Source organism: Niveispirillum sp., assembly GCF_017996735.1.
Taxonomy (GTDB): Bacteria; Pseudomonadota; Alphaproteobacteria; order Azospirillales; family Azospirillaceae; genus Niveispirillum.
This window is the reverse complement of record NZ_JAGOGJ010000160.1, coordinates 1-12,948: the sequence shown is the minus strand read 5'-3', so window position 1 is coordinate 12,948 and position 12,948 is coordinate 1. Positions and strand designations below refer to the sequence as shown.

The 12,948-nt window shown below is 65.6% G+C and carries 15 protein-coding genes and 1 pseudogene; 13 read left to right on the top strand and 3 right to left on the bottom strand.

Going from position 1 to position 12,948, the window contains the following annotated elements; translation table 11 throughout:
* Positions 1-611 (top strand): annotated as a pseudogene (locus tag KBA48_RS28985) (hypothetical protein); the annotation flags it as partial.
* Entirely contained in the window at positions 592-1,158 is a 567-nt protein-coding gene (locus KBA48_RS28980) for an RsmD family RNA methyltransferase (RefSeq protein WP_292912173.1), read from the top strand. The pseudogene KBA48_RS28985 and the gene KBA48_RS28980, both read left to right, overlap by 20 nt.
* Here KBA48_RS28980 and KBA48_RS28975 read toward each other — a convergent pair whose 3' ends face one another.
* Positions 1,159-2,715, bottom strand: coding sequence for a sensor domain-containing diguanylate cyclase (locus KBA48_RS28975; protein ID WP_292912172.1), 1,557 nt, complete (start codon positions 2,713-2,715; stop codon positions 1,159-1,161). It abuts the gene before it with no gap.
* A gap of 70 nt (positions 2,716-2,785) precedes the next feature.
* Positions 2,786-4,366: an exodeoxyribonuclease VII large subunit gene (gene xseA, locus KBA48_RS28970; RefSeq protein ID WP_292912171.1), complete on the bottom strand. Its 1,581-nt coding sequence runs from the start codon at positions 4,364-4,366 to the stop codon at positions 2,786-2,788.
* Positions 4,367-4,446: 80 nt separating this feature from the next.
* On the opposite strand from xseA, the gene KBA48_RS28965 reads away from it, so the two are divergent.
* Positions 4,447-4,896 (top strand): YqaA family protein, encoded by a 450-nt coding sequence (locus tag KBA48_RS28965; protein ID WP_292912170.1) that lies wholly within the window; start codon positions 4,447-4,449, stop codon positions 4,894-4,896.
* 12 nt (positions 4,897-4,908) lie between these two features.
* Here the strand turns inward: KBA48_RS28965 and KBA48_RS28960 are convergent, their stop codons facing one another.
* Positions 4,909-5,721, bottom strand: a complete 813-nt coding sequence (locus KBA48_RS28960; RefSeq protein WP_292912169.1) for a transglutaminase family protein — start codon at positions 5,719-5,721, stop codon at positions 4,909-4,911.
* A gap of 281 nt (positions 5,722-6,002) precedes the next feature.
* On the opposite strand from KBA48_RS28960, the gene KBA48_RS28955 reads away from it, so the two are divergent.
* The 10 genes from KBA48_RS28955 to KBA48_RS28910 all read left to right on the top strand — a co-directional run.
* Positions 6,003-6,284, top strand: a complete 282-nt coding sequence (locus KBA48_RS28955) for a type II toxin-antitoxin system VapB family antitoxin (RefSeq protein ID WP_292912168.1) — start codon at positions 6,003-6,005, stop codon at positions 6,282-6,284.
* Complete coding sequence (locus tag KBA48_RS28950; protein ID WP_292912167.1) at positions 6,259-6,696, top strand: type II toxin-antitoxin system VapC family toxin; 438 nt, start codon at positions 6,259-6,261, stop codon at positions 6,694-6,696. Before KBA48_RS28955 ends, KBA48_RS28950 begins: the two co-directional genes overlap by 26 nt.
* The gene (gene ruvA, locus KBA48_RS28945; protein ID WP_292912166.1) at positions 6,693-7,310 is read left to right on the top strand and encodes a Holliday junction branch migration protein RuvA; all 618 of its coding nucleotides are present in this window, start codon (positions 6,693-6,695) and stop codon (positions 7,308-7,310) included. Before KBA48_RS28950 ends, ruvA begins: the two co-directional genes overlap by 4 nt.
* 44 nt (positions 7,311-7,354) lie before the next feature.
* Positions 7,355-8,437, top strand: coding sequence for a Holliday junction branch migration DNA helicase RuvB (gene ruvB, locus KBA48_RS28940; protein ID WP_292912174.1), 1,083 nt, complete (start codon positions 7,355-7,357; stop codon positions 8,435-8,437).
* A complete protein-coding gene (locus KBA48_RS28935; protein WP_292912165.1) occupies positions 8,430-8,924 on the top strand; it encodes a YbgC/FadM family acyl-CoA thioesterase in 495 nt (164 codons plus the stop codon). The genes ruvB and KBA48_RS28935 overlap by 8 nt, the downstream gene beginning before the upstream one ends.
* Before the next feature lie 5 nt (positions 8,925-8,929).
* Positions 8,930-9,661: a protein TolQ gene (gene tolQ, locus KBA48_RS28930; protein WP_292912164.1), complete on the top strand. Its 732-nt coding sequence runs from the start codon at positions 8,930-8,932 to the stop codon at positions 9,659-9,661.
* Position 9,662: 1 nt separating this feature from the next.
* Positions 9,663-10,130: an ExbD/TolR family protein gene (locus tag KBA48_RS28925; protein ID WP_292912163.1), complete on the top strand. Its 468-nt coding sequence runs from the start codon at positions 9,663-9,665 to the stop codon at positions 10,128-10,130.
* 19 nt (positions 10,131-10,149) lie between these two features.
* Positions 10,150-11,097 carry a TonB C-terminal domain-containing protein gene (locus KBA48_RS28920; RefSeq protein ID WP_292912162.1) on the top strand — a complete coding sequence of 316 codons (948 nt, stop codon included), beginning with the start codon at positions 10,150-10,152 and terminating at the stop codon, positions 11,095-11,097.
* Entirely contained in the window at positions 11,097-12,461 is a 1,365-nt protein-coding gene (gene tolB, locus KBA48_RS28915; RefSeq protein WP_292912161.1) for a Tol-Pal system beta propeller repeat protein TolB, read from the top strand. The genes KBA48_RS28920 and tolB overlap by 1 nt, the downstream gene beginning before the upstream one ends.
* Positions 12,462-12,616: 155 nt before the next feature.
* Positions 12,617-12,948: OmpA family protein (locus KBA48_RS28910; RefSeq protein ID WP_292912160.1), on the top strand; the 332-nt coding region annotated here is incomplete at its 3' end.

The following is a 12,948-nucleotide window of genomic DNA, read 5'->3' as shown; positions in this document are numbered from 1 at the left end:
CCTATGGCCCGTTCCAGTTGGGCAAGCTGGAGCCGGGGGCGGTGGAGGAAGTGCCGCGCCGTGTCATGCGCGACCAGATGCCGGACTTTTTCCCGGCGGAGGAGGAACCGGCCCCCGCCGATGCCGCCGCCAAGCCGGTCCCCGGCGCCGCACCGCGCATGCGCTATGACCGGCTGCCCAAGGCCATGGCGGCATCCGCCCCCTCCAGTGCCACCAAGGGCAAGCCCAAGCCGTCCGCCGCCAAGGCGCGCGACAATGTGGAGCGCGCGCTGGGCGGTGGACGCAAACCGTCGGCCCCTTTGGCGCCGAAGCGGACGGCCGCACCGACGCGGCTGGAATCAGAAGTGCCCAAGGCCGCCCGGCGTGGGGCGGGTGAGCAGTTGAGCGAGAGCGCGCGCCGCGCCGTCGCCAAGCTGGACCGGGTCCTGGCCGGTGCCGACATCCCCGATGATGACGCGCCCCGCCGTTCGGCCAAGCCTGCGCAAAAGCGTGCCGCCCCGGTCGCCGCGAAGCCCGCATCCGCAAAACCTGCATCCCCGGCCAAGCCCGCCAAGGGTGGTGCGCCCAGGACCCCGAAGGCTGGAGCGCCGCGTGCGGATCGTCGCCGGTAAGCATCGCGGCCGGCGTCTGGAGGCACCGACGGGGCGCGACGTGCGGCCCACCAGCGACCGGACCCGCCAATCCCTGTTCAACATCCTGGCGCATGGCGCCTGGATGGCGGACGGGTCGGAGGCGCTGGCCGGGGCGGATGTGCTGGACGCTTTCTGCGGGACGGGCGCCCTGGCGCTGGAGGCGCTGTCCCATGGCGCGGCGCGGGCGGCCTTCCTGGATAAGGCGCGGTCGTCACTGGACATGGCGCGCCGCAATGCCGAGATGCTGGGGGAGGCGGCGCAGTGCCGCTTCATCCTGGGTGAAGCTTCCAAGCCACCACCGGCACCCTTTGCCGCTACCCTGGCCTTTCTGGACCCGCCCTATGGTCAGGACCTGTCACCGCCGGCGCTGACTGGGCTGTCACGTGCCGGCTGGCTGGCACCGGGTGCGCTTGTCTGCGTGGAGGTGGGGGCGGACGATGTGTTCGTACCGCCGGCCGGCTTCGAACGGCTGGATGAACGGGACTACAGCCAGGCCCGCATCCATTTCCTGCGGCATATGGGCTGATCAGGCCGCGACAATGGTGGGTGCGGCCACTTCCACCCGGTTGCGGCCATTCTTCTTGGCATCATAGAGCGCCTGGTCGGCGTGGTTCAGCGCCTCTTCCAGGTTCAGGGCCGTCGTGTCCGTCATCGAGGTGGCCAGACCGATGGACACGGTGACATGGCCGTGCGGGCTGCCCGTATGCCGGATGCCCAGGGCAGCGACTTCGGTGCGCACCCGCTCCGCCACGATCCGGGCACCGGACAGGTCGGTCTCCGTCAGCAGCACCGCGAACTCTTCCCCGCCGATGCGGGCGACAAGGTCGCCGCCACGGGTCACGGCGCGCGCCACGGCCTGTGCCACCGACCGCAGGGTGGCGTCGCCGGCGCTGTGGCCATAGGTGTCGTTGAAGGATTTGAACAGGTCGATATCAATCATCAGGACCGCCGCCTCCAACGCTGTGCGCGCCGACTTGGCCTCCTCCCGCCGCAGGATATCATCGAACAAGCGGCGGTTGGCGATGCCGGTCAGGGCGTCGGTTGTCGCCATGCGCTCCAGCGTGGCGTTGGCCAGCGCCAATGCCTGCTGCGCGCGGGCGCGCCGGCCCGATTCCCGATGGAACAACACGATAAGGGCGATGATGCCCAGGATCAGAACGGCGGTTGTGACGCCGATCGTCCAGGCCTTGGCCCGCCAATGGGTCCAGATCTGGCTCAGAGACTGCGTCATCTGCACCCGCATGGTGGACCCTTCCACGGCGGTGGAGACGATCAGCCGGTCGCCGCCGATGCTGGCCGGCTCCACATAAATGGCCTGCGGCTTGCCGCCCGCCGCCGCGACCAGCGGGTCCTGTCGCAGGTCGCGGCCGATCGCATCCGGGTCGGCCGGCTTGCGCGCCATTACGATACCGTGGTCGAGCAGCAGCGACAGGCTGGCCCCCGGTTCCAGGGACAGGTCGGTCAGCAGCCCGTCGAAATAGGAAAGCAGCATGGAGGCGACAACCATGCCCCGGAATGAGCCGTCCGGATTGTTCAGCCGCATCGACAGCACGACCACCGGATCGCCCGACGTGGCCGAGACCAGCGGGCCGCTGACCAGCATGGCGTCGTCGTCATGGTCCCGGTGGTAGGAGAAATAGGGGCGCCAGCCCCGGCTTTGCCCCTTGATGTCATTATGTCCGGATTCGGCCGTGATGATCCCGTTGGCATCCGTGACGAACAGAACCCCCAGCGCCTTGGGCGCGGCGGTATGGGAGAACAGGACCGTATCGTGCAGATCCGCCGGAAGCCGGTCGAAGGCGTCGGACTGGACCGTTTCCCGCAGCGACGAGAGCACGAAGCGGAACAGGTCGATATGGCGGGATATGTCGCGAGCGATGGCGTTGGTCAGGTTGACCGCCGCCTCTTCCGCCTGGGTCCGTGCATTGCCCCGATCCTGGTAGAGCTGGGCGGAGATGATCACGGCCAGGGCCATGGCCATGATGATGCCGAGCCAAAGACCCAACCACCCGGCGCCATGGCGTCGCAGGCGGGAGGGGGCGGCATGATCAAGGGCCGGATCGGAAGAAAACGGGTCGCTCATGGCACCAGCATACAGGCCCGCAACCCCCGGTGCAGTGCAGCGGACTAATACCGGTGGATAGGGTGTGGCGTCAGAACAGGCTGCCCTGGGGTGCCGCCAGGGCCTTGCGCGGGGGGCGTGCGGGTTTGGCCGGCGCCGCCGGTGCCGGCATGTCGCCGATAATGGCTGGCAGGTTCCCGTCCTGGAAGGCGATGGTCACGCGCTGCCCGTCGGACAGCCCAGTGGCCCTGGTCACCGGCTGCCCGTCCGCATCGCTGACTAATGCGAAGCCGCGTGACAGGACCCCGCGGTAGGATACGCTTTCCAGCAGCCGGCCCAATTGGGCCAGCCGTTCCCCCTTGGCCGACAGCCCCGCCAGATGGGCACGGTCCAGGCGGGTCGGCAGATCGGCCAGCCGGGCGGCGCCGTCGGCAAGGGACCGTTTCAGCGACCGGTCTGACAGGCGGTCGGCGATGCGGTGGTAGCGACCTTCCGACAGGCGCAAGGCCCCGTCCAGGCCGGTGCGCAGGGCCCGGGCCGCCCCGTCCAGCCGGGTGGCGGCCAGGCGCAGCACCTCACGCGGGTGGCGCAGCTTCAGGCCAAGCTGACGCACGGCCGTCCGCCGCCGCTCGATATCGGAGCGCAGGCCCAGGATCAGCCGCTCCCCCCGGTCGTCCAGGCGCTGGCTCAGACCGTTCAGCAGGCTTTGCGGATCGCCCAGCCCCCTTGCCAGACCCTGGACATAGGTGCGGCGCTGATCCAGCGCGCGGGTCATGGCCCGGTGCAGGCGGCGTTCATCGTCCAGCACCTGATCCAGCAGTTCGGCCCGCACCGGCACCGCCATTTCCGCCGCCGCCGTCGGCGTGGGCGCGCGGCGGTCGGAGGCGAAGTCGATCAGGGTCGTGTCGGTCTCATGCCCCACGGCGGAGATCAGCGGGATACGGCTGTCGGCGGCCGCCCGCACCACGATCTCTTCATTGAAGGCCATCAGGTCTTCCAGGCTACCGCCGCCCCGTGCCACGATGATCAGGTCGGGGCGCGGCACGGACCCACCCGGCGCCAGGCTGTTGAAACCATGGATGGCGCGGGCCACCTGCTGTGCCGCGCCTTCGCCCTGTACCGCGACGGGCCAGAGCAGGACATGACGCGGGAAACGGTCGGCCAGACGGTGCAGGATATCGCGGATCACGGCGCCGGTCGGGCTGGTCACCACCCCGATGACGCGCGGCAGGAAGGGCAGGGGCTTCTTGCGCTCCGGATTGAACAATCCCTCGGCCGCCAGCCGCTTTTTCCGCTCATCCAGCATTTTCAGCAGGGCGCCTTCGCCCGCCAGTTCCATGCTGTCGATGACCAGTTGGTACTGGCTGCGGCCGGGATAGGTCGTCAGCTTGCCGGTACAGACCACCTCCATCCCGTCTTCGGGCCGCACGGAGAGGCGGGCCACCGTGCCCTTCCAGCAAACGGCCTCGATCACGGCCGCGTCATCCTTCAGGCGCAGATAGAGATGGCCCGACGAATGCCGTTTGGGCTGACTGATCTCCCCCCGCACCCGGACATAGCCGAACGCATCCTCGACCGTCCGCTTCACGGAACGGGCCAGATCGCTGACCGTCTGTTCGGGCAGGTTGGTGCCGGGGCGGGTGGGGACGGGATCGGAGAAGAAATCGCTCATGATGCCCCCATGATAGACGGACGCGCCCCTGGGCGGCAATGTGCATGGCGTGTGTCCCATCATCCGCCTTTGAGGCCCGCTTGATCCCGCTTCTGTCCGATCCCGCCTGCTGGGCTCTGTTTGCCCTGTCGCTGGCGGCGGCCACCCTGCTGCCCGGCGGGTCGGAGGCGGCGCTGATTGCCCTGCTGGTTGCCGGCGATCATCCGGCCTGGGCGCTGGTCCTGGTGGCGACGGCGGGCAATGTGCTGGGGGCCGTCATCAACTGGCTTCTGGGTCGCGCCGTGCGGCATCTGGTCGGCCGCCGCTGGTTCCCCGTCACGGCAGCGCAACTGGCGCGCGCAGAGGCGGTCTTCACCCGTTACGGGGCCTGGACGTTGCTGTTTTCCTGGCTGCCGGTCATCGGCGACCCGCTGACCGTGGCAGCCGGCACGCTGGGCCTGCGCCTGCCGCCCTTCCTGCTGCTGGTCACCATTGGCAAGGCGGCCCGCTATGCCGTGCTGGCCTGGGTTACGCTCGGGCTGCTGGGTTGAACCGGCGCAACCTTACCCCGCCACCTCTTCCGTCCATACCTTGAACCCCGCCAGGGTATTGGCCCCGAACGTGTGCGTCAGCGGCACGTCGGCGGCGTCGCGGCCGGTGGCGATCAGGATGCGGCCGATGCGCGGCTGGTTGTTGCGTGGGTCGAACACATGCCAGCGCCCGCCCAGATACACCTCCATCCAGGCGGCGAAATCCATCTCCGCATAGGGTGGGGGCTGACCGATATCGCTGATATAGCCGGTGCAGTAGCGGGCCGGGATGTTCATGGCCCGGCAGAAGGCCACGGCCAGATGCGCATAGTCCCGGCAGACGCCACGGCGTTCCGCATAGGCTTCCGACGCGGTGCGGGTGGGGCGTGAATGCTCATAGCCGAAGCGGATATGATTATGCACAAAATCGCAGATGGCCTGTACCCGGCCCCAGCCCAGAGGCGTGGCGCCGAACAGACGCCAGGCTTCCGCCGACAGATTGTCCGTCTCGCAATACCGGCTGGGCAGCAGATAGAGCAGCGTTTCGGCCGGCAGGTCCTGTACCGCATGCTGTATCGCGGAGAAGTCGGCGGGATCGGGCAGCCCGTCATCGCGGATGACAGTATCGGTGCCCAGCACCAGCCGCCCCGCCGGGGCCAGCAGGCGCGAACACCAGTTGCCGAAACTGTCGCGATAGGATGTGACGGGCACGGCCGGATGGGTGATCAGGTGATCGGGCCGTTCCAATTGCGCCACACGCGAATAATGCACGTTCAGCATGACGATCATGGCTGTGTCGTGCGGAAAATCATAGGTCAACTGGCAACCCAGATGGATGCGCGGCATACCGCTCTCCGTGGTCCGTGGTGTCTGCCGGACAAGCGGAACCGTTCCCCCTTGCTGTCTTGATGACCGTTTCCCGTTTTTCGGGGCACGGTGACCGCGCCCGACCCGACCAGGGACGCACTCCCATGCTACGCCCTATGTTGCATTGCGGCGATGGAGAAAACGACTCCGGCCGGGGAAATCGTCGGTGGTGACGCTGTGTTTCGGCTATCTGGGGTAAAGGTTGCTGTTTTGTTCGTATGGTGTAGAATCCTTCCCCAGCAGGAAGAAAGGGCCACCCGATGGCGCTGAATATCAAATCCCCGGAGGCGGAAAAGGACGTTCGCCGCCTGGCCGAACTGACGGGTGAAAGCCTGACGGAGGCCATGCACAAAGCCGTTCGTGAGCGGCTCGAGCGGCTGTCGGCGGAAGATGAAAGCGCCAAAACCGCAAGGTGGGCCGAGATCACGCCCTCATTAAGGAAATACAGTCCGCGCCCGTCCTGGACCCGCGCTCTCCGGACGCGATCATCGGGTACAATGATCAAGGGTCGTTCGATTGAACGCGCCGATCATTGTCGATAGCTCTGCGTTGATGGCCATTCTTCTGACAGAGCCGGATGCCGAAACCTATATGACCGCCATGGCTGTGGCCCCCGCTCTTGCCATGTCAGCAGTTAATATGGTCGAGACGCAGACGATCATCTTGCGACGTCTAGGGCAGCCGATGGTGGAGCGTTTCAACCGATTGATGGCGCTCTACCCGGTGGCTGTTCATTCGTTTGGCGCCGCTCAAATGGCGATGGCGTTTGAGGCATATCGTCAGTATGGCAAGGGAAATGGCCATGCGGCCCAATTGAATCTCTGTGACTGTGCCGCCTATGCGCTGGCCCGTACCCTGAATGCCCCCCTGCTGTTCAAGGGCAAAGATTTCATCCATACCGACATCGTCGCGGCGCTGCCCCTGCTGGTGCCCGAGGCGGGAGTAAGCCAATGATTGCGAAATTGTCCGGGTTGCTGGACAGCACGGGCCTGGATTGGGCCATCATCGATGTGAACGGGGTCGGGTATCTGATCTCCGCCTCCACCCGAACCCTGCGCCGGCTGGGCAGCACAGGCAACACTGTCTCCGTCCATACCGAGATGTGGGTATCGGAGGACAAGATGGCGCTTTATGGCTTCGCCGACATCTCGGAGCGGGACTGGTTCCGCCTGCTGACAACCGTGCAGGGTGTGGGCGCGCGCGTGGCGCTGAACATCCTGTCGGTGCTGGCGCCCGACCGGCTGACATCCGCCATTGCCGCGCAGGACAAGACGACCCTGTGCGAGGCCGATGGCGTGGGGCCGAAACTGGCTGCCCGAATTTTGAACGAATTGAAGGATAAGGTGGCTACGCTCGCTACCAGCCCGGTGGCGGCCACACAGGTTCAAGGTACGGCGGCACAACCCGCCGTCAGTACGGCAGTCGGGGATGCGGTGTCAGCGCTGGTCAATCTCGGATATAAGCGGATCGAGGCGTTCACCGCCGTGAACAAGGCCGCCCAGAGCCTGGGGGCGGAGGCTGACGTCTCGGCCCTGATCCGTGCCGGCCTGAAGGAATTGAGCCAGTGAGCCGCAAGCCCAAGCCGGAAGCGGCCGCCCCTAAGCCTGAGCGCATGGTGGAACAGGACCGGATCGGCGGCGATGCCAGTGCCGAGAGTTCCATCCGCCCGTTGTCGCTGGGTGAATTCATCGGCCAGAAACAGGTGCGGGAAAACCTGGCCCTGTTCATCCAGGCGGCGAAGGGCCGGGGCGAGGCGCTGGACCATGTGCTGCTGTTCGGGCCGCCGGGCCTGGGCAAGACGACCTTGGCCCAGATCGTGGCCAAGGAACTCAACGTGGGCTTTCGCGCCACCTCTGGCCCGGTCATCGCGCGGGCCGGCGATCTGGCGGCGCTGCTGACCAACTTGCAGCCCCATGATGTGTTGTTCATCGATGAAATCCACCGCCTGTCGCCGGCGGTGGAGGAAATCCTCTACCCGGCCATGGAGGATTTCCAGCTTGATCTGATCATCGGGGAGGGACCGGCGGCGCGCAGCGTGCGCATCGACCTGCCGCCCTTCACCCTGGTGGGTGCCACCACGCGGTCGGGCCTGATCACCCGCCCGCTGCGGGAACGTTTCGGCATTCCGCTGCGCATGCAATTTTATGAGCCGGAGGAACTGCAACTGATCGTCAGCCGGGGTGCGCGCATCCTGGGTGTCGAGATGACGGATGAAGGGGCGCTGGAAGTGGCCCGCCGGTCCCGCGGAACCCCGCGTGTCGCGGGCCGGCTGCTGCGCCGGGTGCGTGACATCTGTGGCGTGCAGGGGCTGGACGTGGTGGATGCCAGGGCCGCCGACCGGGCGCTGACCCGGCTGGAGGTGGACCGGCTGGGCTTCGATGCCATGGACCGGCGCTACCTGTCCTGCATCGCCGACCATTATGGCGGCGGGCCGGTGGGCGTGGACACGCTGGGCGCGGCGTTGGGTGAACAGCGCGACGTGCTGGAAGAAACCATTGAGCCCTATCTGATCCAACAAGGGTTGTTGCAGCGCACACCGCGCGGGCGCATGTTGACCGACACGGGCTACCGCTATCTGGGCCTGCCGGTTCCGGCCACGCCGGCGCGGCAACTGGACCTCTTGGGCGGAACGCCCACGGTGGGCAAGGGGAGTGCGCCGGTGGGCGACCTGTTCGACGGGGATGACGATGCCTGACGGGGTGACGCCATCGGCAGGATGGTGGGAAGGCATCACGCATGTCTTCCCCACCCGCGTCTATTACGAGGACACGGACGCCGGCGGCATCGTCTATCACGCGAATTACCTGCGTTTTGCTGAACGGGCGCGCAACGAGATGCTGCGCCTTGCCGGCTTCCCCCATGCCGCCATGGTGGCTGAAACGGGTGTGGCGCTGGCGGTACGGCATTGCGAAATCGATTTTCGGCAACCCGCCCGTCTCGATGACGCGCTTGAAGTCGTGACGCGGATTGTCGATATCGGCGCCGCGACATTGGATATCGAACAGGATGTACGCCGCGCCTCGGGTCTGGCCTGGGGTGGGGTGGAGGCTTCGACGGGGCCGGCACCGCTGGCTCGGCTGGCCTTGCGCCTGGCGTGCATCAATGCGCAGGGGCGGCCCGTCCGCCTGCCGGCCGCGTTGCGGTCGGTTTTGGTCAATGTTTTGTCAAAAGGTCAGGACTGAACCCGATGTTTCCCACCCTTCTGCAAGCTGCCGCCCTGGGCGGCGCCGCGCCGGCCCATGAATTGACGGCGCTGGGCCTGTTCCTGCAGGCCGATTTTGTCGTGAAGCTGGTGATGCTGGGTCTGCTGGCGGCATCGGTCTGGACCTGGGCCATCATCTTCAACAAGGTGACCAAGCTGCGCCGCATGAAGGCCGCCGCCGCCGATTTTGAGGAACAGTTCTGGTCGGGCGGGTCGCTGGACCAACTCTATGATCAGGTGGCGCAGGCCCCGGCCGATCCGTTCTCCGCCGTCTTCGCCGCCGGCATGCGCGAATGGCGCCACGCCAATGAACGGGGCCTGTCCTCGTCCGGGGCCATGCGCGCCAATCTGATGCAACGCATGGAACGCGTCATGTCGGTGACGGTGGGGCGCGAGATGGCGGACACCGAACGCTATATGACGGTGCTGGCCTCGGTCGGTTCGGCCGGCCCGTTCGTCGGCCTGTTCGGTACCGTCTGGGGTATCATGGGTGCCTTCACCAATATTGCGGCGCAGCAGAACACGTCGCTGGCGGTGGTGGCACCGGGTATCGCGGAGGCGCTGTTCGCCACCGCCATCGGTCTGGTCGCCGCCATTCCGGCTGTGCTGGCCTACAACTATTTCTCATCGGAGATCGGCCGCTTCGGCGACCGGCTCGACTCATTTGTGACAGAATTCTCCGCGATCCTGCAGCGTCATCTGGAAGAGCGGGGCTGAAATGGGGGCGAGCCTTCCCGGCAAGCAGTCCGGTCGCGGACGGCGGCGTGGCCGCCGTGCCGCCATGTCGGACATCAATGTGACGCCGTTCGTCGACGTCATGCTGGTGCTGCTGATCGTGTTCATGGTGGCGGCTCCGCTGCTGACCGCCGGCATCCCCGTCAATCTGCCCAAGGGCGCGGCCCAGGCATTGAAGTCGGAAGATGATCCGCTTTGGGTGACGGTGACGGCTGATGGCCGCATTTCGTTCAAGGACAAGAAGGTCTTCGACAACGAGATGTTCTCCCTGGCCGAACTGGCGCCGCGCCTGGCCGTGATCGCCGAGCAGGCACCCGACCGCAAGGTGCTCGTGCGCGGTGACCGCGAAGCCACCTATGCCAGCATTGTCGATGTGTTGAGCGAGGCGCGCCGCGCCGGCCTGTCGGAGGCCAAGCTGGTCATCGAATCCGACGGTCGCGGTACACGGTAAGGGCGGAAACCAACGCATCATGCGGACCACCCTGATCCTTTCCGGCATCCTGCATCTGGCGCTGATCATCCTGGCGCTGATCGGCCTGCCGCACCTGATCAAGAAGCGGGAGGTGATCCAGCTTCAGGAGGTGCCGGTCGAGGTGGTGGAGGTCGGACCCATGACCATCGCCAAGCTGGCCCAGCCGAACCCCAAGCCGCTGCCCCCGCCGCCCAAACCCACTCCGCCGAAGCCGGAACCGCCCCCGCCGCCGCAGCAGGCCAAGGAAGCCCCGCCCCCGCCGCCGGAAGTGAAGGTGCCCGAGCCGCCCAAGCAGGTGGCCGAGAAGCCGCCCGAGCCGGAGCCGCCCAAGCCTGAACCGAAACCGGAGCCAAAGCCGGAACCCAAGCCCGAGCCGCCGAAGAAGGAAGAGCCCAAGCCGGAACCTCCCAAAAAGGAGGAACCCAAGCCCAAACCGCCGGAGCCGAAGAAGGAAGAGCCCAAGCCGAAGCCGGAGCCCAAGAAAGAGGAGCCGAAGCCCAAGCCGCCGGAAAAGACGCTGGACAGCGTTCTGAAGAACGTCGCCAAGCTGAAGACCGATACGCCGCCTTCCAAGGACCCGCCGATGGAAAATGCGCAGCCGCCGCAGCCATTGGCCGCCAAGACAGGTGAACGGCTGAGCATCAGCGAAGAGGACGCGCTGCGCCGCCAGATCCGCAATTGCTGGAACGTGCCGGTGGGGGCGAAGGGCGTGGAAAATATGCAGGCCGAGATTAGGGTCTTGTTCGACGGCAATCTGCGCGTCACAGATGTGCAGTATGTGTCGGGCACCGGTAATCCCAATACCGACCCGCATTTCCGGGCCTTCGTGGAATCCGCCTTACGGGCGCCGCTTTTGCCTGGATGTAATACGTTGAACATCCCGCGCGACAAGTACGGGGACAAAGGCTCCATCCTGATGAAGTTCAGCCCGAAGGATATGTTCTGATGCAAGCCAACGCTCTTTTCTCCACGGGCGGCTGGCGGGTCGTCGGCCGCTTCATCGCCCTGGTGGCGATTGTGCTGGCCGCCGGCTTCGCCGCACCTGCCCGCGCCGAACTTGAGATCGACATCACGTCAGGCAATCCGCAGCCGATTCCTATCGCCATCACCAATTTTGCCGGCGACAATCCCAATGCCTCGCAGATCGGCCAGAATATCGCCGGCGTGATCTCGGCCAACCTGGAGCGGTCGGGTCTGTTCCGCCCGCTGGAGCCGGCCAAGTTCGTGCAGACGCCGGACAGCCTGAAGACGGGCGTTCGTTTTGCCGACTGGCGCCTGATCCAGGCCCAGGGCCTGGTGACCGGTACGGTCAGCCAGTCGCCCGATGGCCGCACCCGCATTGAATTCCGCCTGTTCGACGTGACGGCGGGCCAGCAGGTGACGGGTCTGGCCTATACGGTGCAGGCCGATGGCTGGCGGCGAGTCGCCCATATCATCTCCGACGCGATCTATAAGCGCGTCACGGGTGAGGAAGGCTATTTCGATACCCGCATCGTCTATATCGCCGAGTCAGGCCCTGCGTTGCAGCGCGTCAAGCAACTGGCGATCATGGATCAGGATGGACAGAACCACCGGTTCCTGACCGATGGCCGTGTTCTGGTGCTGACCCCGCGTTTCTCGCCCAGTACCCAGGAAATCACATATCTGAGCTACTTCAACAACAGGCCTCGCGTCTATCTCTTCAATATCGACACGGGCCGTCAGGAAGTGCTGGGTGATTTTCCCGGTATGACTTTTGCCCCGCGTTTCTCCCCCGATGGTAATAAGGTGATCATGTCGCTGGCCACGTCCGGCAACAGCGATATCTACACGCTCGATCTGCGGACGCGCCGTCAGACACAGTTGACGAACCATCCCGGCATCGACACCTCCCCGTCCTACTCGCCCGATGGCAGTAAAGTTGTCTTCGAAAGCGACCGTGGCGGTACGCAGCAACTGTACACGATGAATGCCGATGGTAGTGATGTGAAGCGCATTACTTTCGGTCAGGGCCGTTATGGTACCCCCGTCTGGTCACCCCGGGGTGACCTTATTGCGTTCACACGCCTGGCTGGTGATAAATTCTATATCGGTGTCATTCGGCCGGATGGCTCGGGTGAGCGACTTTTGACAGAGGCCTACCACGTCGAAGGGCCTACCTGGGCGCCAAATGGCCGAGTGCTAATGTTCTTCAAGGAACGGCCTTCTGGACAGGCAGGCAAACAGCGTCAAGCCAAGCTATACTCAATCGACTTGACAGGGTTCAATGAACGGCAGGTCTTAACGCCTACCGATGCTTCGGATCCCGCATGGTCGCCCTTGATTCCGTGAGTGCGTCACCCTATTTTCGCAACGCAAGAACAGCGCTCAAATCCGCCTGTCCTGAAGATCGCTTTAATGCGGCGGCTGGCTGTGGTTAACGCTGTTCCGTGGGGCAAACACGCACTTCAACCTTAAACTCCAGTTCCACCTAGGGGGTCTCTCAAATGCGCTTCAAGATCATCAGCCTCGTTGCGGTCGCCCTGCTGGCCACCGCCTGCTCCAGCAAGCCGGAACAGACCGCGACCGCCACCACCGCTGGCACCGCCGCTCCGGCCCCGGCCGCTCCGGCCAAGCCCTCGGGCCCGGTCCCGGGCTCCGCTGAAGACTTCATCGTCAATGTCGGCGATCGCGTCTTCTTCGGCTTCGACAAGTTCGACCTGACCCCGGAAGCCACCGCTACCCTGGATCGTCAGGCCGCCTGGCTGAAGCAGTACAAGGCCGTGACCATCACCATCGAAGGTCATGCCGACGAGCGCGGCACCCGCGAGTACAACCT

Bases quoted from the DNA above. Each gene is read 5' to 3' on its own strand.
- KBA48_RS28955 (WP_292912168.1), top strand. From the start codon at position 6,003: ATGGCGCTGAATATCAAATCCCCGGAGGCGGAAAAGGACGTTCGCCGC.
- KBA48_RS28960 (WP_292912169.1), bottom strand. From the start codon at position 5,721: ATGCCGCGCATCCATCTGGGTTGCCAGTTGACCTATGATTTTCCGCAC.
- tolB (WP_292912161.1), top strand. From the start codon at position 11,097: ATGCAAGCCAACGCTCTTTTCTCCACGGGCGGCTGGCGGGTCGTCGGC.
- ruvA (WP_292912166.1), top strand. From the start codon at position 6,693: ATGATTGCGAAATTGTCCGGGTTGCTGGACAGCACGGGCCTGGATTGG.
- xseA (WP_292912171.1), bottom strand. From the start codon at position 4,366: ATGAGCGATTTCTTCTCCGATCCCGTCCCCACCCGCCCCGGCACCAAC.
- KBA48_RS28935 (WP_292912165.1), top strand. From the start codon at position 8,430: ATGCCTGACGGGGTGACGCCATCGGCAGGATGGTGGGAAGGCATCACG.
- KBA48_RS28975 (WP_292912172.1), bottom strand. From the start codon at position 2,715: ATGAGCGACCCGTTTTCTTCCGATCCGGCCCTTGATCATGCCGCCCCC.
- tolQ (WP_292912164.1), top strand. From the start codon at position 8,930: ATGTTTCCCACCCTTCTGCAAGCTGCCGCCCTGGGCGGCGCCGCGCCG.
- ruvB (WP_292912174.1), top strand. From the start codon at position 7,355: ATGGTGGAACAGGACCGGATCGGCGGCGATGCCAGTGCCGAGAGTTCC.
- KBA48_RS28925 (WP_292912163.1), top strand. From the start codon at position 9,663: ATGGGGGCGAGCCTTCCCGGCAAGCAGTCCGGTCGCGGACGGCGGCGT.
- KBA48_RS28920 (WP_292912162.1), top strand. From the start codon at position 10,150: ATGCGGACCACCCTGATCCTTTCCGGCATCCTGCATCTGGCGCTGATC.